This is a genomic window from Saccharopolyspora mangrovi (assembly GCF_035320975.1).
Taxonomy (GTDB): Bacteria; Actinomycetota; Actinomycetes; order Mycobacteriales; family Pseudonocardiaceae; genus Saccharopolyspora; species Saccharopolyspora mangrovi.
In genome coordinates this window covers 1-21,776 of the sequence record NZ_JAWLNX010000037.1, presented here as the reverse complement: position 1 = coordinate 21,776, position 21,776 = coordinate 1, and the positions used below count along the sequence as shown (strand labels likewise).

Below are 21,776 nucleotides of genomic sequence, written 5' to 3'. Positions count from 1 at the left end.
AGCTAACGATCAGCCGTGGGGTTCATCGCCAGGTCGTGCGGCACGTACCGGGGCGTGTAGCGCAGCAGGAGACCGGCGCCGAGGAACCCGAGGACGCCCATGCCCGCGCCGGCGAAGCCGACTCCGGCCAGCGCGGTGATCCCGGAGATGATCAGCGGTCCGGCGGCCTGGCCGAAGTCCCCGGTGAAGCGCCAGGCGCCGAGGAACGGTGCCGGACCGGGGTGCGGGGCGAGGTCTGCGCCGAGGGTCATCAGGATTCCGCTGCTGGTGCCGTTGGCCAGCGCGAGCAGGATCGCCACGGCGGCGAAGCTCGGCACGTCGGAGACGACGAACAGCAGCACGTGCCCGACGGCCAGGCCGGTCATCGACGGAACGGCGGCCCACAGGCGTCCCCAGCGGTCCATGATCTGGCCCGAGGTGTACAACAGCGCGAAGTCGACCCCGCCCGCGACGCCGATGATCAGCGCCGTGGTCGACGGAGGGAGCCCGGCGGCCACCGCGACCAGCGGCAGCACGACGTTGCGGGAGGCGCGCAGCCCGCCGAGCAGCGCAGCGCAGGAACCCATCCGCAGCAGCACGTGGCGGTGCCGGGTCATGGTGGGAAGCAGCCCGTGGTGGGCTTCGCGGTGCCCGGCCTCGTCGGCTCCGCCGAGGTCCTTGGTGCACAGCAGCAGCACGAGGGTGGCCGCGGCGAAGCCGACGTGGATGAGGAACACCGAGCGCTTCTCCGGGCTGATCACCAGCACCAGCGAGGAGGCGAACGGGCCGAGGAAGTAGCCGGCGCGGAACAGCCCGCCGAGCACGCTCAGCGCTCGCGCCCGGTAGCGCAGCGGGACGCTGGTGGTGATGAACGCGTGCCTGGCCAGCGCGAACACGGCGGTGGCCAGGCCGACGAGGAACACGCAGGCGCCGAGCAGCCACGGGTTGGTGGAGAAGTAGCAGCCGAGCAGTCCGGCGATCGACACCAGCGAGGCGAGGATCATCGCGGTGCGCTCGCCGAGCCGGTGCACCAGCGCGCCGCTGGGCAGGTCACCGATGAGCTCGCCGACCATGATCATGGCGGCGATGAGGCCGAGCGCGCCGAGGCCGGCGCCCTGGTCGGCGGCCACCAGCGGGATCATCGGCAGGATCGCGCCTTCCCCGGTGGCGAACAGCAGGGTGGGGCCGAAGGCCGCCAGGGCAACGGTTTTCAGCTCGAAGGGCCGTTCTTCTGCAGTCACGCTCCGTTGACTCCTCGCCCGGCATTGGCTCAACCACCGACGCGGTTCAGCCTCGCACGCCGACCACCAGGGCCGGTACCAGCGGTGGCGGCGAAACCCCTTCGCGCCGCGTGAAGTTCGTTACGCCGGGGTGGACAAAACGCGCACTCCTCGCCTTGACCGCCGCCATCCCGCACCGCACGATGAGTGGGCCCATCACCCTCAACGGCGAGGTGACGATGTCCGGTCTGGCCGGCGCGGGCATGACGATCAGCGACCAGCTCGCGCGCCATGCCCGCAAGATTCCCGACGAGATCGCGCTGCGGCACGGCGAGGTCTCCCACAGCTACGCCGAGTTCGACGAGCGCGTCACGCGCCTGGCCAACGCCCTGCGCGAGCGCGGGCTGGGCGAAGGCGATCGCTACGCGGTGGCGACGGTGAACCACCTGGAGACCATCGAGGCATTCGTGGCCGGTGCCCGGATCGGCGCGATCTGCGTGCCGATCAACTTCCGGCTGGTCGCCGACGAGATCGCCTACGCCCTCAACGACAGCGGGGCCAGCGCGGTGATCACCGATTCCGCCCTGGCCGAGGGCGTCGCCCAGGCCCGCCTGCAGGCCCCGGAAACCCGGTTCGCGCTGGTCATCGGCAGGGGCGACGCGGGAGCGGAGTCGGTGGCCTTCGAGGACGCGCTGGCGGGCGCCTCGGCCGAGCGGGTCGAGGTGGACGTGGACCTGTCCTCCCCCGCTTTCATCATGTACACCTCGGGCACGACCGGTCGGCCCAAGGGCGCGGTGCTGACCCACCACAACCTGCTGATGCACACCTTCAGCCTGCTGGTGCACAACGGGGTTTCCGAGGACGACCGGGTGTACCTGGTGGGTGTGCCGTTGTTCCACATCGCCGGGGTGTCGGGGTTGATGGGCCCGCTGCTGCGCGGCGGCCGGATCGTGCTGTCGTCGTCGGGTCAGTTCGACCCGCGCGAGACGGTGGCGCTGCTGGCCCGGGAGCGGATCTCGGGGTGCTTCTTCGTGCCGGCCCAATGGCAGGCGATCTGCTCGCTGCCCGACGTCGCCGAATACGACCTGTCGGCGTTGCGGCGGATCAGCTGGGGTGCGGCCCCGGCTTCGACGACGTTGCTGCGCCAGATCATGGAGACCTTCCCGCAGGCCGAGCTGAGCACCGTGTTCGGGCAGACCGAGTGCAGTCCGGTGACCACGGCGCTGCGGGGCGAGGACGCGATCCGCAAGATCGGTTCGGTGGGCACGCCGATGCTCAACGTCGAGGTGCGCGTCGTCGACGACGAGATGAACGACGTGGCCCGGGGCGAAGTGGGTGAGATCGTCTACCGGGGCCCGACGGTGATGCGGGAGTACTGGAACAAGCCGGAGGAGACCGCGGAGGCCTTCCGCGGCGGCTGGTTCCACTCGGGTGATCTGGTGCGCCAGGACGACGAGGGCTACCTCTACGTGGTCGACCGCAAGAAGGACATGATCATCTCCGGGGGCGAGAACATCTACTGCGCCGAGGTCGAGGAGGCGCTGTCCGGTCATCCCAAGATCGGCGAGGTGGCGCTGATCGGCGTCCCGGACCCGCGCTGGGGCGAGGCGCCGCTGGCGGTGATCGCGCCGCGCGATCCCGCCGATCCGCCGACCGACGAGGACGTCGAGACCTGGTGCCGCGCGCGCCTGGCCGGCTACAAGCGGCCCCGGCAGATCCGGCTGGTCGAGCAGCTCCCCCGCAACCCCAGCGGCAAGGTCCTCAAGACGACCCTGCGCGCGGAGTACCGCGACTAGCCACGTCTTTCAGGGAGGCATCATCCACGTGGGCGAGAAGGCCAATCCTTTCGACCTGACCGGGCACGTTTCTCTGGTCAGCGGCGGCAATTCCGGCATCGGCCTGGCGATGGCCGATGCGCTGGCCGCGGCCGGGGCGTCGGTGTGCATCTGGGGCACCAACGTCGAGCGCAACGAGGCGGCGGCGGGTGAGCTGGCCGCGCACGGCGGCCAAGTCGCAGCCGTGAGCTGCGATGTCGGCGACGAGGAGCAGGTCGAGGCGGCGATGGCCGAGACGGTGCAGCGGCTCGGGCGGGTGGACTCCTGCTTCGCCAACGCCGGCATCGGGGGTGCCGCGACGCGGTTCGTCGACACCGAGCTCAGCGAGTTCCGGCGGGTCACCCGGGTGGATCTGGACGGGGCGTTCCTGACGTTGCGCGCTGCGGCGCGGCAGATGCTGGCGCAGGGCGAGGGCGGCAGCTTGGTGGGCACCTCGAGCTTAGCCGCTCGGCAGGGCCAGCCGCGGGGTCAGGCCTACGCGGCGAGCAAGGGCGGGCTGATCTCGATGATCAAGTCGATCGCGATCGAGCTGGCTCGTCACGGCATCCGCGCCAACGCGGTGCTGCCGGGGTGGGTGAGCACTCCGCTGGCCGATCCTGCGCTGGAATCGGAGGGGTTCCAGCGCAAGGTGCTGCCGCGCATGCCGGTGGGCCGTTGGGGCCAGCCAGGCGACTTCGGTGCTCTGGCGGTGTACCTGGCGAGCCCGGCCAGCGCCTTCCACACCTCTGACGTGCTCACCGTCGACGGGGGCTACGTCAACTTCTGAGCTCCTCCCCCAGCGCTCTCGCCGCACAGCCACCTATGCAACTAGTTGCATTGCAACAGAGTGCATAGTAACGTTCGCGTTCGCCTGAGTGGTTCGAGTTGAGAAGGGCAGTGATCAGCGTGCTGCGGACCAGGTTCACCGAGGAGTTCGGCGTCGAGCACCCGATCGTGCAAGGCGGGATGCAGTGGGTCGGCCGCGCCGAGCTGGTGGCCGCGGTCGCCAACGCCGGCGCGCTGGGCATGATCACCGCGCTGACCCAGCCCACCCCGGAGGACCTGGTCAAGGAGATCGCGCGCTGCCGCGAGCTCACCGACAAGCCCTTCGGCGTGAACCTGACGATCCTGCCGGCGATCACGCCGCCGCCCTACGCCGAGTACCGGCAGGCGATCATCGAATCCGGCATCACCGTCGTGGAGACCGCCGGGTCCAACCCCGCCGAGCAGGTCGCGGCGTTCAAGCCGGCCGGGGTGAAGGTGCTGCACAAGTGCACCAGCGTCCGGCACGCGCTCAAGGCGCAGGAGCTGGGCGTGGACGGGGTCAGCATCGACGGGTTCGAGTGCGCCGGGCACCCCGGTGAGGACGACATCCCGGGCCTGGTGCTCATCCCCCGGGCCGCCGACGAGCTGAGCATCCCGATCATCGCCTCCGGCGGTTTCGCCGACGCGCGCGGCCTGGTCGCGGCGCTGAGCCTGGGCGCCGACGGGGTGAACATGGGCACCCGGTTCATGTGCACCCAGGAGTCGCCGATCCACGACGAGGTCAAGAAGCGCATCACCGAGGCCGGTGAGCGCGACACCGAGCTGATCTTCCGGCCGCTGCGCAACACCGCGCGGGTGGCCAGCAACTCCGTCAGCCGCGAGGTCGTCGCCAAGCTCGACGAGGGCGTGGCCTTCGAGGACGTCCGCGAGCTGGTCGCCGGTGCTCGGGGCCGCCAGGTCTACGAGCAGGGTGACACCGAACTGGGCGTGTGGAGCGTCGGTATGGTCCAGGGACTGATCAACGACGTCCCGACCGTGGCCGAGCTGGTCGACCGGATCGTCACCGAATCCGGCGAGCTGGTCCGCAACCGGCTCGGCAAGCTCGTCGCCGGCTGAGAGGAAGACGGTCTTGTCCCTGGAGTACGCGATCCTGGTGTCCCTGCGCGAGCGGGCGGGCTCGGGCTACGAGCTGGCGCGGCGGTTCGACAAGTCGATCGGGTACTTCTGGGCGGCCAGCCACCAGCAGATCTACCGCAGCCTCAAGCGCATGGTCGAGCTGGGCTGGGTCGACTGCGACGAGGTGGCCCAGCAGAAGCGGCCGGACAAGAAGGTCTACCGGGTCAGCGACACCGGCGCCGAGGAGCTCGCGCGCTGGATCGCCGAACCGGCCGCGACCCGCAACGACCTGACGGTCAAGCTGCGCGGCGCGTCCTACGGCGACGCCGCGCAGGTGCGGGCCGAGATCGCCCGGCAGCGCGATCTGCGCATCCAGCAGCTCTCGCTCTACCGCGAGATCGAACGCCGCGACTTCCCCGATCCCGCGAAGCTCTCCGGCCAGGCGCTGCACCAGCACCTGGTGCTGCGCGGCGGAATCCGCACCGAGCAGGCCCTGCTGGAGTGGTGCGAGGAGACCATCCGAGCGCTCGACGACGACCAGGAGTGAGGACCTTGAACGCCGCAGCACGCTTCCGCGCCGCGATCGAGGCCGGTGACTTCGACGCCGCCGTGGACGAGTTCACCGACGACATCCGCTTCTTCAGCCCGGTGAAGTTCACGCCGTTCGAGGGCATCGACACGGTGCGCGCCCTGTTCCGGGTGCTGCAGCGGACCTTCGAGGACTTCCGCTACGTCGGCGACTTCCCCGGACGCGGCCAGACCCCGTCCGGGGAGGACTCCCAGGCACACGTCCTGCACTTCCGCACGGTCGTGGGCGGCAAGCAGGTGGAGGGCATCGACCTCGTCCACCTCGACGCGCAGGACCGGATCACCACCTTCACGGTGATGATCCGGCCCATGTCCTCGCTGCAGGTCGTCAGCGAAGCGATCTACGCAGGACTCGTCGAAGACGGGGTCGTCCCGGGCTAGCCTCCCAACCCGGGCGATGAGCGACAGCCAAGCGACGCAGTCGCTTTCTCCCTGCTCCACCTGAGCAACTGGCACCGCTGGGGGTTCTCCGAGGTTCTCCGGCGAGGACTGCCGCAGCGCCCCGTAATTCGACATACTCAAGTCGCGGATCCCGGAGCCAGAGGGCGTCTGAGGTTCCCCTACCCGCACCGCCAAGCCAACCAGCCCGCGGAGAGAGATCTGGTCACCAGATCTCCTCGACCCACTCGGGGTGGTCGATGAACGGGTTCCGGTTGTGCTGGATGTCGGTGAAGATGACCTCGTTGCGGCGCTGCTCGAAGGCGTCCGGCGGGTCCTGCTCGTTCCACTGCTTGAGGACCGAGAGCTTGCCGATGTTGGGCGCGGTGCCGTTGCCGACCTGGTCGTTGACCTCGAGGTCGGCGAAGCCGTCGGTGCCCTCGTAGCGCACGGACATGTAGAAGATCATGCGGGCGACGTCGCCCTTGACGGCGTCGCGCGGTTCCCAGGAGTCGTCGTCGGTGAAGTTGCCCGGGGCTTCGGCGGACTCGGTGCCGCCCATGTCGAAGTCCTTGTTGCCGCGGTCGGCGTTGACCGACACGTCGGTGGGCCGCAGGTGGTGCACGTCGGTGCCGGGGCCGGGAACGGTGTCGAAGTCGCCGTGGGACTTGGCCCAGACGTGCTCGCGGTTCCACTGGTCGGCGTCGCCGCCGTTGGTGTCCTTGGCCTGCGAACGGCCGGTGTAGAGCAGGACGACGTTGTTGGGGTTGGCCGGGTCCTCGTCGGTGGCCTTGAGCGCGTCCCAGACGCCGTCGTAGTCGAGGGTCGTGGCGCCGTTGCTGATGATGCCGTGCAGCGCAGCCTCCAGCTCGGGGCCGGTCTTGCCGATCGCGTCCTGGTAGTAGTCGTCGGCGGTGGGCTGCGCGGGCGAGGCCACCGCGACGGCGGCGGTCGGCGCGGCCACCAGGACGGCGCCGCACAGCAGCGTTAAGGGTTTCCAGCGGGTGATCTTCATGGCTCCCTCTCCCCTTGGTCGAGACGGGAGGAAGCGTGCCACACGAACGATCACCATTGGGTGACGCAAATCTGGTGACAAGATGGCGAGAAGTGCTCGCTTCGATGTCAGAAATCCACGACGAGCTGCGAGAACTCAGTCGGCGGCGCGGCGCGGCCGGGGCCACCAAATGGAAACAACGGGAATCAAAAGTGCCAGCAGCAGCCCCGCGAGACCGAAGCCCAAACCCGCCTCCAGGCGGTAGAGGCCGGTGAACACCGCCGGTGCGGCCGACATCCCGAGGAACCGCCACGCGGTGACCACCGAGATGGCCCCGCCGCCACCGGCCCCGCCGAGCACCGTGGAGTGCACGGCGACCAGGATCAGCTGCCCGCACACCCCGGCCACCGCCCAGGCGAGGACCACCACGGCCAGCACGTCGACCAGGCCGATCGCGGCGACGGCGACGGCGGCTGCCAGCACGCCGGTGATCAGCGCGGCGCGCACGCCGAAGCGGTCGACGGCGCTGCCGGTCAGGCGGGCGGCGAGCACCCCGGCGACGCCGTAGGCCGTCAACGCCAGCCCGCGCGCGCCGGGGCTGAGGGCGAAGGCGTCGTCGAGGCGGAAGGAGACCAGGAACGGCAGTCCCGCCGAGCACATCCAGGCCACCCCGGCGACACCGCCGCTGAGCAGGATCACCGGGGTCCAGGCGTCGCGCAGCGCCGGGGTGCGACCACCTGCGGTGGGGGCATCGGCGGGCAGCGGGCTGATCGCGAGCACGGCGGCGACGACCGCGACGCCGAGGAAGGCCAGCTGCCAGGCGCTTTCAGCGGCCAGCCCGCCGACCAGGGGTGCGGTGGTCTGGCCGATGGCCTGCATCGCCCCGTAGGTGCCCATCGCCCGGCCCAGCCGTTCCCGGGGCGTGCCCGCGGCGATCTTGGCCAGCAGCAGCGGCGTGGTGAAGGCGTTGGCCACGCCTTGCAGCGCGCGGGTGAGCTGGAACAGCCAGAACCACGGCGCCAGGGCTCCCAGCACCGCCACCACGGCGTAGCCGATGTAGGCGGCGCGGATGGTGCGGCTGCTGCCCCACCTCTCCCCGAGGTTGCCGGAGACGAGCATGACCAGCGCGAACGGCAGCAGGTAGGCGGTGGTCGAGCTGGCGGCGAGGCTCGGCGAGACCTCGAAGTCCGCGCCGAGCTCGGGCAGCATCGCGGCGACGATCCCGGCTCCGAACGGCCCGAGCAGGCCGCCGATGTACAGCGCGATCCGGGAGTTCATCGCGCCACCTCCACACCGCACCGCTCGTTAGCCGCGCGAACGGTAACACCGCGAACCTCGCCCCGGAGTCCACAGTGGCCGACATCCCACGAGCGCGCCGGAGGAGGTCAGACGGTGATGATGTCGACCTCGGGCAGGCAGCGGAACGGTGCCAGGTGCTTCTCGTCGGCGTTGGTGTCGGTGACGAGGGTCCAGCGGGCCGGGAGCGGGGCCCAGGCGTTGAACGGGGTGGCGCCGAGCTTGGTGCTGTCGGCGAGGATGAAGACCTCGCGTGACTGGGCGATCATCTGCTCCTTCAGGCGCGTCTGCAGCAGGCTCGCCTCGCAGATGCCGTGGCGGGAGTCGAGCCCGTCGGCGCCCAGGAACGCCTTGTCGGCGGTGACCCGGGACAGCGTCAGCTCGGCCAGCGGGCCGACGAAGCCCTGGCTGATGTGCCGCAGCTCCCCAGCCAGCGAGACCACCTGCACCGGGTCGGCGTCGACCAGCTCGGTCAAGGCCATGACGCTGTTGGTGATCACCGTCAGGCCCGTCCGGTCGCGCAGGTGGTGGGCCAGCTTCCCGGTGGTGGTGCCCGCGTCGAGGATGACCGTGTCGCCGATGGAGACCTGCTCGGCCGCCCAACCGGCGATGCGGTCCTTCTCCGCCGAGGCCAGCGCGGTGCGCTGCCCCAGCGAGGGCTCCGCGCTGGTGGCGGGCATCGCGCCGCCGTAGGTGCGGGCGAGCTTGCCCTGATCGGTCAGCAGCTGCAGATCGCGCCGGATGGTCGAGGGGGTGACCGCCAGCGAGGCGGCCAGCTCCTCGACCTGGACCGCGCCCTGCTCGGTCACCAGCCGCTCTATCAACGCCCTGCGCTGCCCTGCCGAGAGGCGTCCTTCGACTTCCGCGCTCACGCCGTGATCCTCCCAGAGCCGGATCAAGGTCGTCCGGCCAGTGCCGCCGCCTGGCGCAGCGCTTCCAGCATGCTGCCCGCCTCGGCCTGGCCGGTGCCGGCGATGTCGAAGGCCGTGCCGTGGTCCACCGAGGTCCGGATGACCGGCAGGCCCACGGTGATGTTGACCCCGGCCTCCAGGCCGAGGATCTTCACCGGCCCGTGGCCCTGGTCGTGGTACATCGCCACCACCAGGTCGAAATCGCCGCGACCGGCGCGGAAGAACACCGTGTCCGCCGGCAGCGGACCTTGCGCGTCGATGCCGTCGGCGCGGCAGGCCACCAGCGCGGGCTCGATCTTGGTCTCCTCCTCGCCGTGGCCGAACAGGCCGTTCTCCCCGGCGTGCGGGTTGATCCCGCACACCGCGATGCGCGGCGCGGGGACGCCGGAGTCCACCAGGGTCCGGTGCCCGCGCCGCACGGTGCGTTCGACCAGGCCGGGTTCGATCCGCTCGACGGCGTCGACGAGGCCGATGTGCGTGGTCACGTGGATGACGCGCACGTCGCCGGTGGACAGCATCATCGACACCTCCGGCACCCCGCACAGCTCGGCGAGCAGCTCGGTGTGCCCGGGATAGCGGTGCCCGGCGGCGTGCAGCGCCGCCTTGTTCAGCGGTGCGGTGCAGATCGCCTGCACCTGCCCGGCCATCGCCAGTTCGGCGGCCTCGGCCACGTACCGGTAGGCACCTTCACCGGCCACCGCCGACAGCTGCCCGAACGGCAGATCCGGTGGTATGCCGCCGATGTCGAGCACGTCGAGCACCTCCGGATCACCGGAGGCCTCGGCGGGCCCGGCGACCGGTTTGACGCGCACGTCGATGCCGCAGATCTCGGCGGCCCGGGTCAGCCGGGCGGCATCGCCGATCACCACCGGGCGGGCCAGGCCGCGCAGCCCGGGATCGGCGAGCGCGCGCACGATCACCTCCGGGCCGACGCCGGCCGCGTCGCCCATCGTGACGGCGATGGCAGGAGAGGTCACGCGACGGCCCTTCCGCAGCGCACCGCGGACACCGCGCGGTGCAGCGAGTCCGGCGCGCCGAACGCGCCGGCCTTGGTGATGACGTAGCCGGGCTGCTTCTCGATCGTGCGGCCCAGCACCACGCCCGGTTCCAGCTCGTTGAGCAGCCGTAATCCGCTGACCCCGCGCCTGCCGAGCACGGCTCGGGCGGTCTCGCCGCCGGTGAGCACCAGCAGCCCGGCCTTCTCGGCCGCGGGTGCGCACACCTCGGCCAGCGCTGCGGTGAGCTGTCGCGACAGTCCGGCCTCGACCGGGCCTTCGAGGGTGACCAGCACGTCGCCGCCGCACAGCGCGTCGTGGATCTGCTCGGCGGTGCGCGCCAGCGCGGCCGGGTTGGCCTCGACCAGGCTGCGCGCCGACAGCCGCCGGATGTGCCCGACGCGTTCGGCGAGGTAGTCGGCCTGCTGCCGGGAGGCGCTGTGCGCGCTGCCCACCACGGCCAGCACCGGCCCGTCCACCGGCGGCGGGGGTTCGATGTCGTAGCCGGGGCGCAGGAGTTCGGCCAGCGCGTCGGCCAGCCCGTTGGCCCCGACCCAGTGCGGTTGGGCGGCGGCCGCCGATCCGGCGGTCACCACCGCGCGCAGGTCGCTCTCCGAGACCGCGTCGCAGATCAGCACGTCGGCTTCGGCCAGCAGTTGCCCGACGCGTTCGCGCAGCTGCGCGGGCCTGCCCCGGACCGAAGCCAGCGCGAGGTGGCGGACTTTCAGCCCGTCGAGCGCCGAAGCGATGTCCACCGGCGCCTCATCGGGTTCGGTCTTCCAGAAACCTGTGTGGTGCAACGGGATTCCGTTGATGTGCACGACTCCGCCGAGGACCGTTCGGCCGGTGGCCGGCGAGGCCGGGCACAGCAGCACCCCCGCCCCGTCGGCGTGCTCGACGATCGCACCGACCTCGGCGGCGAGGTTGCCGCGGAGGGTCGAGTCGATCTTCTTGAAGACGACGCGGCCTTGCGCGTGCCCGTCCAGTGCCTCGTGCACGCGCTTGGCGGCGAGATCGGGTTCGATGTGCCTGCTGTCGGTGTCAGCCACGAAAACCTCGGCGTCACCGGTGTCGTCCAACGCCAGCAGGGTGCGCATTTCGCGCAGCGCGAAGGGGACTCCGGAATCACCGGCACCGCTGAGGTCATCGGCCACGACCAGGACTCGCGATCCCATGATCACCTGCTCTTCTGCTCGCCGAAACACCCAACGAGCACCCCCCGCCGGGCTTGGTCTAACCATAGAGAGCGCTGCGCGAATCGCGCAATAGTCCCATTCAGCGAGTGCACAGTGCGCAACGTTCTGCGCGGTGTTCCGGGAACGGCGGCGGCTCAGTCGACCTCGCTGGTCATCCCCGCGGGCAGGTGCTCGGAGAGCAGGTCGAACAGGCGGTCCGAGTCGACCGGTTTGGTCAGGTACTCGGTGGCCCCGGCGGCGATGCTCTGCTCGCGGTCGCCCTTCATCGCCTTGGCGGTCACGGCGATGATCGTCAGGTCCCGGTAGCGCGGCATCTCCCGGATCATGCGGATGGTCTCGTTGCCGTCCAGCTGCGGCATCATCACGTCCATCAGCACGATCACGATGTCGGCGTGGTTGCGCAGCTCCTTGAGCGCGGCCAGCGCGTTGTCGGCCTGCACCACCTGCAGCCCGTGCTGCTCCAGCAGCACCCGCATGGCGTGCACGCTGCGCTCGTCGTCGTCGACGACCAGCACCTTCTCGGAGTTGAACTGCAGCGCACCGCGCTGCGCGGGCTGGACCGCGCGGTGCAGGTGCGGCTGGGTCTCCTGGTTCATCAGCTCGGAGGAGCGCAGCGGCGGGTCGATCCCCTCCACGGAGACGTCCAAGCTGGTCTCGGCCTCGGTCGGGGGGCGCGGCAGCGGCGCTGCCTCCGCCGGGGCCGGTTCTTCCTGCTCCTCCCCGGTCTCCGGTGGCTCCTCGATCACCGGCTTGGTGGGCACCGGTGGCGCGGGCGTCTCGGAGATCGGTTCAGTCGGCAGGTAGAGGCTGAAGGTGCTGCCCTGCCCGGGTTCGCTGTGCACCTGCAGCTCCCCGCCCAGCAGCGTGGTCAGCTCGCGGCTGATCGACAGGCCCAGGCCGGTGCCGCCGTACTTGCGCACCGTGGTCCCGTCGACCTGCTGGAACGCCTCGAAGATCAGCGACAGCTTGTCGGCGGGGATGCCGATCCCGGTGTCGCGCACGGCGAAGACCACGCGCTGCCGGGCCCGGCGCAGCGCGCCGGCGTTGACCTCGGTGGGTTGGGCCGGGCGGATGCGCATTTCCACGGTGCCGCGGTCGGTGAACTTCACCGCGTTGGCCAGCAGGTTGCGCACGATCTGCTCGAGCTTGCTGCGGTCGGTGTGCACGCTGGGCGGCAGCGACGGCGCCACGACGACCTTGAACTCCAGGCCCTTCTCGGCCGCGACCGGCCGGTACATCGACTCCAGGCTGCGCGCCAGCTCGCCGATCTCGACGTCCTCGGGCAGCAGGTGCATCTGCCCGGCCTCCACCTTGGACAGATCGAGCACGTCGTTGATCAGCTGCAGCAGGTCCGAGCCCGCCTGGTGCACGGTCCGGGCCAGGTCGACCTGCTGCGGGGTGAGGTTGCCGTCCATGTTGTCGGCCAGCAGCTTGGCCAGGATCAGCACGCTGTTGAGCGGAGTGCGCAGCTCGTGGGACATGTTGGCCAGGAACTCCGACTTGTAGGCCGAGGCCTCCGAGAGCTGCCGGGCGCGGTCCTCGAGCTCCTGCCGGGCCTGCTCGATCTCGATGTTCTTGAGCTCGATGTCCTTGTTGCGGCTGGCCAGCAGCGCGGCCTTCTCCTCCAGCTCGGTGTTGGAGTGCTGCAGCTCGTCCTGCTGGTTCTGCAGCTGCTCCGAGCGGGCCTGCAGCTCGCTGGCCAGGTGCTGGGACTCGCCCAGCAGCGCTTCGGTGCGCGTGTTGACCACGATGGTGTTGACCTCGACGCCGATGGACTCCTTGAGCCGGTCCAGCAGGTCCAGGTGCACCGAGCTGAAGCGGTGGATGCCGGCGAGCTCGATGACGCCGAGCACCGCGCCCTCGAACAGCACCGGCACGATCGCCACGTTGGTCGGCGCGGCCTCCCCCAGCCCGGAGCTGATCCGGGTGTAGTCCGGTGGCGCGTCCTCGACCAGGATCGACCTGCGATCCACCGCCACCTGCCCGACCAGGGACTCCCCGAAGTCGAACCGCAGCGGGGTGCCCTGGCGCTCGGGCGGCCGGCCGTAGCCGGCGACGTGCTCGAGGTAGCGGTGCCCGTCCTCCTCGGTGCGGGTCAGGAAGAACGCGCCCTGGTGGGCCGACACCAGCGGTGCGAGCTCGGACATGATCAGCTGCGCGAGGGCGTCGAGGTCGTGCTGGCCCTGCATCAGCGCGGAGATGCGGGCCAGGTTGGTCTTGAGCCAGTCCTGCTCCTGGTTGGCCCGGGTGGTCTCCTTGAGGTTGCTGATCATCGCGTTGATGTTGTCCTTGAGCTCGGCCACCTCGCCCGAGGCGTCCACGGTGATCTGCCTGGTCAGATCCCCTTCGGTGACCGCGGTGGCGACCTGGGCGATCGCGCGGACCTGGGTGGTGAGGTTGCCGGCGAGCCGGTTGACGCTCTCAGTGAGCCGCCGCCACGTGCCGGAGACGTCGGCGACCTCGGCCTGACCGCCCAGCTGGCCCTCGGTGCCGACCTCGCGGGCCACCCGGGTGACCTCGGCGGCGAACGCCGAGAGCTGGTCGACCATCGTGTTGATCGTGGTCTTGAGCTCCAGGATCTCGCCGCGCGCGTTGACGTCGATCTTCTTGGACAGATCGCCCTGCGCGACGGCGGTGGTCACCTGCGCGATGCTGCGCACCTGGTTGGTGAGGTTGTCGGCCATGATGTTGACGTTGTCGGTGAGGTCCTTCCAGATCCCCGCCACGCCGTACACCCGCGCCTGACCGCCGAGTTTGCCTTCCGTGCCGACCTCGCGGGCCACCCGGGTGACCTCGGCGGCGAACGCCGAGAGCTGGTCGACCATCGTGTTGATCGTGTTCTTCAGCTGCAGGATCTCGCCCTGGGCGTCCACGTCGATCTTCTGCGTGAGATCGCCCGCGGCCACCGCCGTGGCGACCTGGGCGATGTCGCGGACCTGGCTGGTGAGGTTGTCGGCCATGAAGTTCACCGAGTCGGCCGCCAGCGCCCAGCCGCCCTCCACCGGGCCGTCGAGCGAGACCGGGGCGACCGGCAGCTGGCCGCGCGCCACCGACTCGCCCACCCGCTGCAGCTCACCGGCCAGGCGCTGGTTGCGCTCGGCCACCTCGTTGTAGATCGCGGCGGCCTCACCGGCGGCACCGTCACCGCTGACCACCAGCCTGCGCCGGAAGTTGCCGTCGCGAAGTTCCCGCAGTCCGGGCAGCAGCCTGGCCAGCACCTGTTCGGCCTCGACCCGCTCCGGCGGTTGTGACATCAACGGCCTCCCCGCTGTCAGTGCTTGTTGCGGGAATCGCGGTCCAGCCGCAACTCGGTGGCCAGCACCGCCGCCTCGCTGCGGTGCCGCATCGCGAGCTTCGCCAGCATCTGCGACACGTAGTTCTTGATCGTCTTCTCCGCGAGCACCATCCGATCGGCGATCTCGCGGTTGGTCATGCCCTCGCCGATGAGCTCGAGCACCTGCCGCTCGCGGGCGGTGAGCTCCCGCAGCGGATCGGCCTTCTCCTGCTCCTTGCGCAACCAGTTCAGCATCGCCTCGGTGCGCTGCGGGCTCAGCAACGACTTGCCCGCACCGACCGTGCGCAGCGCGCTGACCAGTTCCTCGCTGACGACGCCCTTGAGCACGAATCCGCTGGCGCCGGCCATGATGGCGTCCATCAGGGCCTCGTGATCGTCGAAGGAGGTCAGGATCAGGCAGCGCAGCTCCGGCAGCTGCGAGCGCAGCTCCCGGCACAGCTCCACGCCGTTGCCATCGGGCAGCCGCACGTCGAGCACGGCCACCTGCGGGTTCTTCTTCGGGACCCAGGCCAGCGCTTCGGCCACGCTGCCCGCTTCCCCGACCAGTTCCAGATCGTCCTCGGCATCGACCAGCGCGGCGATGCCACGTCGGATTACGTCGTGGTCATCGACCACGAACACCCGTGTTGTCATCTCACTTCCCGGCGCAGATGGTCTCCACGAAGTGCGCCAGCTGGTCGTCGTTGAGGTGCTGTGCCAGATCGGCCTCACTGATCATCCCGACCAACCTGTGGTCGGCGATGACCGGCATCCGCCGGATCTTGTGCTGTTCCATCATGGTCAGCACCTGGTTGACGTCCGACTGCGCGTCGATCCAGTGTGGCGTTCCCTGGGCCATTTCGCCCGCTTTGACCTGCGCGGGATCACGTCCTTCCGCGCAACAGCGCACCACGATGTCGCGGTCGGTGATGATGCCGTGCAACTTGTCGTCCTTGCCGCAGATCGGCAGCGAGCCGACGTCAAGGTCGCGCATCATCTGCGCGGCTGTGTAGAGGCTTTGGTCCTCGCCGATGCATTCGGCACCGGGGTGCATGATGTCGCGTGCCGTGGTCATGATCGGGCCCTCCTCGAATTGGGGACTTCTTCCCGCACTACCCGAGGTGCCGAGTCCCGAAACCAGCGAGATCGGATATTGAATCCGACGCCCGGCTCGACTGCCGCCACGTTCGAGGCGCGGGCCGTCGAACTCAGTACTCGTGCATCAGCCGGTCGAACGCGGCGTTGGCGGCCGACCACTCGTGGGTGAGCACCTCGGCAGGCACCTCCGCGCGCGGCTCGGCGTCCACGGTGACCGCGAACCCGCGCTCGGACACCCGGCGCCGCATCTGCACGAGCTTGCCGCCGGCCGATCGGCCGACGCGCTCGCCCTGGTCGTTGGACTCGGTCTGCCCCGGCTGCAGGGTCGCTGTGCTGAACTCCGCCATGCCCACCATTGCACCCCACCCGGTCAACCCCGGCACGCGGAAGCGCCCACCCGGTACTGGGATCGGGTGGGCGCTCGCGGGATCACCGCGCCTATCCGGCCGTGCTGCGGAAGCGGCGCAGCCTCAGGCTGTTGCCGACGACGAACAGCGAGCTGAAGGCCATCGCCGCGCCGGCGATCATCGGGTTGAGCAGCCCGGCGGCGGCCAGCGGCAGCGCGGCGACGTTGTAGGCCAGCGCCCAGAACATGTTGCCCTGGATGGTCTTCAGCGTCCGCCGCGACAGGCGGATGGCGTCCACCGCGGCGCGCAGGTCACCGCGCACCAGGGTCAGATCGCCCGCCTCGATGGCGATGTCGGTGCCGGTTCCCATCGACAGGCCGAGGTCGGCCTGCGCGAGGGCTGCGGCGTCGTTGACGCCGTCGCCGACCATCGCCACCGCCTTGCCCTCGCCCTGCAGGCGCTTGACGACCTCGACCTTGTCGGCGGGCATGACCTCGGCGATGACCTCGTCGATGCCGACCTGGGCGGCGACGGAGTCGGCCACCGCCGCGTTGTCTCCGGTGAGCAGCACCGGGGTCAGGCCGAGCTCGCGCAGCTGCGCGATCGCGTGCTGCGAGGTCGGTTTCACCGTGTCGGCAACGACCAGCACGGCGCGCACGGCGCCGTCCCAGGCCACCAGGATCGCCGTCTTGCCCTCGGCCTCGGCCGCCGCCTTCACCTCGGCCAGCGGGCCGTCGAGGTGAAGGCCCCACTGCTGCAGCAGCGCCGCGCGACCGGCCAGCACGGCGTGCCCGTCCACGACGCCCTGCACGCCGAGGCCTTCGACGTTGGCGAAGTCGGTGACCTCCGGGAGCTCGCCGAGCTCCTGCCGGGCACCGGTGGTGATGGCACGCGCGATGGGGTGCTCGGAGGCGTTCTCCACCGCTCCGGCCAGGCGCAGCGCCTCGCCGCGATCGGTGCCCTCCGCGGTGCGCACGTCGAGCAGCTGCATCCGCCCGGTGGTGACCGTGCCGGTCTTGTCCAGCACGACGGTGTCGATCCGCCGGGTGGACTCCAGGACCTGCGGTCCCTTGATGAGCACGCCCAGCTGCGCGCCGCGCCCGGTGCCCACCAGCAGCGCGGTCGGCGTGGCCAGGCCCATCGCGCACGGGCAGGCGATGATCAGCACCGCCACCGCGGCGGTGAACGCGGCGGTCACCGGCTGACCGGCGATCAGCCAGCCCAGCAGGGTCAGCAGCGCCAGGCCGATGACGATCGGCACGAACACCGCTGAGACCCGGTCGGCGAGCCGCTGGATCTGCGCCTTGCCGGTCTGGGCCTCCTCCACCATCCGCGCCATCTGCGACAGCTGCGTGTCGGATCCGACCTGCGTGGCGCGCACGACCAGCCGTCCGCCGGCGTTGACCGTGGCGCCCACGACCGCCTCGCCGGGGCCGACCTCGACCGGCACGGACTCGCCGGTGAGCATCGAGGCGTCGACGGCCGAGCTGCCGTCCTCGACGACGCCGTCGGTGGCGATCTTCTCGCCGGGTCGCACCACGAACCGGTCGCCGACCGCCAGTTGCGCGGTCGGCACGCGGACCTCCTCGCCGCCGCGCAGCACCGCCACGTCCTTGGCGCCCAGCTCCAGCAGTGCGCGCAGCGCGGCTCCGGCGCGGCGCTTGGCGCGGGCCTCGAAGTAGCGCCCGGCCAGCACGAACGTGGTCACCGCGGCGGCGACCTCCAGGTAGATCGAGCCGGTGGCGTCGCCGCGTTCGATGGTCAGCGTGAACGGGTGGGTCATGCCGGGCATGCCGGCGTGCCCGAACAGCAGCGCGTACAGCGACCACAGAAACGCCGCGAGGGTGCCCATCGACACCAAGGTGTCCATCGTCGCCGCGCCGTGGCGCAGGTTCAGCGCCGCCGCGCGGTGCAGCGGCCAGCCGCCCCAGACGACCACCGGCGCGGCCAGCGCCAGCGAGATCCACTGCCAGTAGGTGAACTGCAGGACCGGCACCATCGACAGCAGCACGACCAGCACCGACAGCGCCAGCGAACCGAGCAGCCGCTGCCGCAGCGCGTCGGCCGGTTCGTCCTCCGCCGGTTCGGTGCTGGGCAGGGTCGCGCCGTACCCGGCGGCCTCCACGACCTCGACCAGTCGCTGCGGTTCGAGCTCCTCTGGCGCGCTGACCTGGGCCTTCTCCGTGGCGTAGTTGACGCTCGCGGAGACGCCGTCGACCTTGTTGAGCTTGCGCTCGATGCGGTTGGCGCACGAAGCGCAGGTCATGCCGGTGATCGCCAGTTCGACGGCCTGACCCGCGGGGTGCTCGACGGTGGTCATGCCCGGTCCTCTCGCGCCGTCGGGGTGGTCATGAGGCCAGCTCGTAACCGGCCTCTTCGACGGCCGCGCGCACGGAGGCCTCCGGTGCGCTGCCGACGACGGTGACCGCACCGGTGGGCAGGTCGACCTTCACGTCGGTCACGCCGTCGAGGGCGCCGACCTCCTCGGTCACCGAAGCCACGCAGTGCTGGCAGGTCATCCCGGTCACGTGGTAGGTCGTCTCGCTCATCGGGTCATCCCTCTCGGTCTGCACGTCGGCGCCTCTCGCCGACACCTCCGAAACTATACCCCCAGGGGGTACCTCGGCAAGGCCGACACACCCACCATCGTAATACCCCGGAGGGGTAACCCCACCAGCAGCAGAGCCGGGAATCGATGACCCCCGGCTCCACCCTGGACTCACGCCGTGACGACCTGGTCCCCCTCCACCCGGACCGGGATCGGGGTCAGCGGTCGGTCCGCGGGCCCCTTCCTCACCGACCCCGACAGCGCGTCGAAGACCGAGCCGTGGCACGGGCACTTCAGCTCTGCACCCTCGGGCTTGACCGGGCAACCCTTGTGCGTGCACGCGGCCTCGAAGGCCGCTGCGGTGGATTGATCGGGCCTGGCCACTATGGCCTGGCGACCGTCGGGGGTCTGCACCGGGATCGCACCACCGACCGGCACCGAGGCCAGCGGGGTCAACGATCGCCCCGGTGCGGCGGGCGGGGACTGCGGCGGTGCGGGCTGCTGCGGGGCCTCGGCACCGCAGGCCGACAGGGCGGCGGCACCGGCGACGGCACCACCGGCGGCGAGCACGGAACGGCGGGAGCGGATGTCATCAGTCATGCGCTCGAACACGAGGCAACGGTCCGATCGGTTCAATTCCGTTCGAGATTGAACCGGATCCGGCCGCTCGGCGTGTTCACTCGCGTACGGCGAGTCCCGACGGCGGCAGGAGCGTGGCGATGGTCGGATGGATACTGCGAACCCTGGTGGTGCTCGGCCTGCTCGGCTCGGCCTGGGTGCACTGGGTGGTGTGGCAGGACTGGGCCGGGGACACGCCCGTGGTCGGGCCGTCCTTCTTGGTCAACGTCGTGGCCGGAGTGGTGATCGCGATCGCGGTGCTGCTGTGGCGCTCTCCGGTGCCCGCGCTGGCGGCCATCGCCTTCGGCCTGGCGACGCTGGCCGCCTACGCGCTGTCGCTGACCGTCGGCTTCTTCGGCGTGCAGGAGCAGTTCGCCACCAGCGAGGAGGTCTGGGGCGTGATCACCGAGCTCGGCTGCGTCGTGTTCGGCACGGCGCTGCTGCTCACCCGCGACCGCACCCGGGCGGCGGCATGACCGACGGACCTGAGGCGCAGCTGATGCGCGTGCTGCACGACCAGCACGCACCTGCGCTGCGGTCCTACGCCCTGGAGCTGACCAACGGCGACCGGGCCCGCGCCGAGGACGTCGTCCAGGAGACGTTGCTGCGGGCCTGGCGCCACCCCAAGGTCCTCGACCAGTCCGAACGCTCGGCCCGGTCCTGGCTGCTGACGGTGGCGCGGCGCATCGCGATCGACGAGTGGCGCTCGGGCACCTCGCGCGCCGAGGTCATGACCGACTCTCCCCCGGACCCGGTCGGCGACGACGGCACCGAACGCGCCGTGCAGGGCTGGTTGGTCGCCGACGCCCTGGCCGAGCTCAGCACCCGGCACCGCGAAGTCCTGGCGCTGTGCTTCTACCACGGGTTGTCGGTGGCCGACGCCGCCGCGAAGCTCGGCGTCCCGGAGGGCACGGTCAAGTCCCGCACGCACTACGCGTTGCGCGCGCTGCGCCTGGCGCTGGAGGAAAGGGGCGTGACGCGGTGAAACAGCCACGAGACCCGTTCGCTCATCTCGACGCCGCCTACGTGCTCGGCGCGCTGTCCCCGGAGGACCGCGCCGCGTTCGAGCAGCACCTCACCGGCTGCCGGTCCTGCGCGGCCGCGGTCGGCCAGGTCGCCGGACTGCCCGGACTGCTCGCCCAGGTCGATCCCGCCCAGCTCAACACCGGAACCGAGCCTGCCGACCGGCTGCCCCAGCTGCTCGACGAGGTCCGCCGCAGCAGGCGGCGGCGCCTGGCCGGAACGATCTCGGCCGGTGTCGTGGCGCTGGCGGCCTGCGCGGCGATGGTGCTGTCCACCCAGTTCACCGATGCCGGGCCGGGAACGGAGATGACCGCGCTGGGCGCCTACCCGGTGGCGGCCAGCGTCAACCTCAGCGACCTGCCCTCGGGCACCCGGGTGGACGTGGACTGCGAGTACGAAGGCCGCCGCGCAGGCGACTACGTGCTGGTCGTGGTCCGCCGCGACGGCAGCACCGACGAGCTGGCGCGCTGGTTCGCTATGCCCGACAACAACGCGGTGCTGAAGGTGACCACACCGGTGCGCCGCAACGAGATCCGGTCGCTGGAGCTGCGCACGCCCAACGGTCCGGCGCTGCTCACGCTGCCGGTCACGCGGTGACGCGGTGGTCCTCGGCCAGCGCCTTGGCGCGCGTGAGCAGCTCCTCGGCCAGCGGCGCCGGGGTCAGCCCGTAGCGGGCGTCGTAGGCGGCGATGACCGAGTCCTCGAAGCCCTCCAGCGTGCGACCCGGGGCTTCCTCGGCGATCGAGCCGACCGAGTCGTCGTCGAAGGGCAGCTCCAGGACGCGGTAGATCTCGGTGAGCAGCGGGCGCAGCACCTCCGCGTCATCGAGGATCGCCACCGCGCTGAACAGCCACGCACCGCGCACCATCCGCTGCGCGGTGCCGACCAGCTTGACCCGGCCCCGGGCGTTGACGCTGTGCGCGCCCGGGCAGTACTCGCCGGGAACGGCTCCGACCTGGGCGTCGACACCGTGCGCGGCGAGGACGTCGGACCACAGCTCGGCGTAGCCGACGAACCGCTCCTCCAGCCCGGCCAGCCGCCCCGGATCGGGCCCGGCGTGGTCGACGACCAGCGAGTTCTCGGTGTAGGCCACGGCTCGACCGCCGGGCGCCCGCAGCACCGGGGCGAACCCGGCGTCGCGCGCCGCGGCGACCGCGTCGGGGAATCCCGGCAGCAGGCTGTCCCGCCGGCCGAAGGCCACCACCCGGGCGTCGGGCCGGTAGACCCGCAGCACCGGGCCGGTTTCGCCGGCGCTGATCCGCCGCAACATCGCGTGCGCGGTGGCGACCTCCAACGCCTGATCGCCGCCCACGCCCAACGCCCCGCGCAACAACTCCACGCCCGGCAGTCTACGCAGCGCACCCCTCGCCCCCGGGCGTCGCGATTTCAATGGAAATCAGAACCCCGATTTCCATTGAGGTGATCTCAGTAAGGTGCCTGGCAGGGGTGGCCGTGGGGTGATCGGTAGGGGTGGCAGAGGGCCTGCCTGATGGAGTGGGACGTGGGGGCTCCTGGTAGAAGAACTCCGACCAAAGATGATCTTCACCAGGTAAGGCCCCCACGTGATCACCTATCGTGCCATCCTCGATGTTCCTCGTGATCTCGCCCTGTATCTC

Annotated in this window: 21 protein-coding genes and 2 pseudogenes; 8 read left to right on the top strand and 15 right to left on the bottom strand. The window is 70.8% G+C overall.

All coding sequences use genetic code 11. The features are described from left to right. Nucleotides 1–2 precede the first annotated feature (2 nt). Nucleotides 3–1,220 (bottom strand): MFS transporter, encoded by a 1,218-nt coding sequence (locus R4I43_RS32260; protein ID WP_324269508.1) that lies wholly within the window; start codon nt 1,218–1,220, stop codon nt 3–5. Nucleotides 1,221–1,375: 155 nt separating this feature from the next. On the opposite strand from R4I43_RS32260, the gene R4I43_RS32255 reads away from it, so the two are divergent. The 5 genes from R4I43_RS32255 (at nt 1,376) to R4I43_RS32235 (ending at nt 5,863) form a co-directional block, all read left to right on the top strand. After that, a complete protein-coding gene (locus R4I43_RS32255; RefSeq protein ID WP_324269507.1) occupies nt 1,376–2,995 on the top strand; it encodes a long-chain-fatty-acid--CoA ligase in 1,620 nt (539 codons plus the stop codon). A gap of 28 nt (nt 2,996–3,023) precedes the next feature. After that, nucleotides 3,024–3,800 carry an SDR family NAD(P)-dependent oxidoreductase gene (locus R4I43_RS32250; protein WP_324269506.1) on the top strand — a complete coding sequence of 259 codons (777 nt, stop codon included), beginning with the start codon at nt 3,024–3,026 and terminating at the stop codon, nt 3,798–3,800. Nucleotides 3,801–3,919: 119 nt separating this feature from the next. Further along, nucleotides 3,920–4,894: an NAD(P)H-dependent flavin oxidoreductase gene (locus R4I43_RS32245; RefSeq protein ID WP_324269549.1), complete on the top strand. Its 975-nt coding sequence runs from the start codon at nt 3,920–3,922 to the stop codon at nt 4,892–4,894. A gap of 13 nt (nt 4,895–4,907) precedes the next feature. Then, a complete protein-coding gene (locus tag R4I43_RS32240; RefSeq protein WP_324269505.1) occupies nt 4,908–5,441 on the top strand; it encodes a PadR family transcriptional regulator in 534 nt (177 codons plus the stop codon). Further along, nucleotides 5,438–5,863: a nuclear transport factor 2 family protein gene (locus tag R4I43_RS32235; RefSeq protein ID WP_407691352.1), complete on the top strand. Its 426-nt coding sequence runs from the start codon at nt 5,438–5,440 to the stop codon at nt 5,861–5,863. The genes R4I43_RS32240 and R4I43_RS32235 overlap by 4 nt, the downstream gene beginning before the upstream one ends. A gap of 223 nt (nt 5,864–6,086) precedes the next feature. Here R4I43_RS32235 and R4I43_RS32230 read toward each other — a convergent pair whose 3' ends face one another. From R4I43_RS32230 to R4I43_RS32175, 13 genes and pseudogenes are all read right to left on the bottom strand, one after another. Then, on the bottom strand, nt 6,087–6,875 hold the full coding sequence (locus R4I43_RS32230; protein WP_324269503.1) for an endonuclease I family protein: 789 nt from the start codon (nt 6,873–6,875) through the stop codon (nt 6,087–6,089). A 135-nt stretch (nt 6,876–7,010) separates the two neighbouring features. Continuing rightward, on the bottom strand, nt 7,011–8,132 hold the full coding sequence (locus R4I43_RS32225) for an MFS transporter (protein ID WP_324269502.1): 1,122 nt from the start codon (nt 8,130–8,132) through the stop codon (nt 7,011–7,013). Between the two features lie 107 nt (nt 8,133–8,239). Next, on the bottom strand, nt 8,240–9,022 hold the full coding sequence (locus R4I43_RS32220) for a DeoR/GlpR family DNA-binding transcription regulator (RefSeq protein WP_324269501.1): 783 nt from the start codon (nt 9,020–9,022) through the stop codon (nt 8,240–8,242). 23 nt (nt 9,023–9,045) lie between these two features. Beyond that, complete coding sequence (gene pdxA, locus R4I43_RS32215; protein ID WP_324269500.1) at nt 9,046–10,038, bottom strand: 4-hydroxythreonine-4-phosphate dehydrogenase PdxA; 993 nt, start codon at nt 10,036–10,038, stop codon at nt 9,046–9,048. Next, complete coding sequence (locus R4I43_RS32210) at nt 10,035–11,231, bottom strand: four-carbon acid sugar kinase family protein (protein WP_324269499.1); 1,197 nt, start codon at nt 11,229–11,231, stop codon at nt 10,035–10,037. The genes pdxA and R4I43_RS32210 overlap by 4 nt, the downstream gene beginning before the upstream one ends. Before the next feature lie 155 nt (nt 11,232–11,386). After that, nucleotides 11,387–11,755 (bottom strand): annotated as a pseudogene (locus R4I43_RS34590) (response regulator); the annotation flags it as partial. Nucleotides 11,756–11,974: 219 nt separating this feature from the next. Then, nucleotides 11,975–14,428 (bottom strand): annotated as a pseudogene (locus R4I43_RS32205) (HAMP domain-containing protein); the annotation flags it as partial. 95 nt (nt 14,429–14,523) lie between these two features. Further along, the gene (locus tag R4I43_RS32200) at nt 14,524–15,180 is read right to left on the bottom strand and encodes a response regulator transcription factor (RefSeq protein ID WP_324269497.1); all 657 of its coding nucleotides are present in this window, start codon (nt 15,178–15,180) and stop codon (nt 14,524–14,526) included. A gap of 1 nt (nt 15,181) precedes the next feature. Next, complete coding sequence (locus R4I43_RS32195; RefSeq protein WP_324269496.1) at nt 15,182–15,601, bottom strand: CBS domain-containing protein; 420 nt, start codon at nt 15,599–15,601, stop codon at nt 15,182–15,184. A 133-nt stretch (nt 15,602–15,734) separates the two neighbouring features. Beyond that, nucleotides 15,735–15,971 carry a hypothetical protein gene (locus tag R4I43_RS32190; protein ID WP_324269495.1) on the bottom strand — a complete coding sequence of 79 codons (237 nt, stop codon included), beginning with the start codon at nt 15,969–15,971 and terminating at the stop codon, nt 15,735–15,737. A 91-nt stretch (nt 15,972–16,062) separates the two neighbouring features. After that, the gene (locus R4I43_RS32185; protein WP_324269494.1) at nt 16,063–18,291 is read right to left on the bottom strand and encodes a heavy metal translocating P-type ATPase; all 2,229 of its coding nucleotides are present in this window, start codon (nt 18,289–18,291) and stop codon (nt 16,063–16,065) included. Between the two features lie 28 nt (nt 18,292–18,319). Beyond that, entirely contained in the window at nt 18,320–18,520 is a 201-nt protein-coding gene (locus tag R4I43_RS32180; RefSeq protein ID WP_324269493.1) for a heavy-metal-associated domain-containing protein, read from the bottom strand. 170 nt (nt 18,521–18,690) lie between these two features. Continuing rightward, nucleotides 18,691–19,119 (bottom strand): Rieske (2Fe-2S) protein, encoded by a 429-nt coding sequence (locus tag R4I43_RS32175; RefSeq protein ID WP_324269492.1) that lies wholly within the window; start codon nt 19,117–19,119, stop codon nt 18,691–18,693. A gap of 119 nt (nt 19,120–19,238) precedes the next feature. Between R4I43_RS32175 and R4I43_RS32170 the strand changes: the two genes are divergently transcribed. The 3 genes from R4I43_RS32170 to R4I43_RS32160 are packed head-to-tail and all read left to right on the top strand — an operon-like array spanning nt 19,239 to nt 20,757. Beyond that, the gene (locus R4I43_RS32170) at nt 19,239–19,613 is read left to right on the top strand and encodes a hypothetical protein (RefSeq protein ID WP_324269491.1); all 375 of its coding nucleotides are present in this window, start codon (nt 19,239–19,241) and stop codon (nt 19,611–19,613) included. Beyond that, a complete protein-coding gene (locus R4I43_RS32165) occupies nt 19,610–20,122 on the top strand; it encodes a sigma-70 family RNA polymerase sigma factor (protein WP_324269490.1) in 513 nt (170 codons plus the stop codon). The genes R4I43_RS32170 and R4I43_RS32165 overlap by 4 nt, the downstream gene beginning before the upstream one ends. Continuing rightward, entirely contained in the window at nt 20,119–20,757 is a 639-nt protein-coding gene (locus R4I43_RS32160) for a zf-HC2 domain-containing protein (protein ID WP_324269489.1), read from the top strand. Before R4I43_RS32165 ends, R4I43_RS32160 begins: the two co-directional genes overlap by 4 nt. On the opposite strand, the gene R4I43_RS32155 is transcribed toward R4I43_RS32160, so the two are convergent. Beyond that, nucleotides 20,747–21,499, bottom strand: a complete 753-nt coding sequence (locus R4I43_RS32155) for a lipoate--protein ligase family protein (protein ID WP_324269488.1) — start codon at nt 21,497–21,499, stop codon at nt 20,747–20,749. The two genes, R4I43_RS32160 and R4I43_RS32155, sit on opposite strands and share 11 nt — an antisense overlap. Nucleotides 21,500–21,776: the final 277 nt, after the last annotated feature.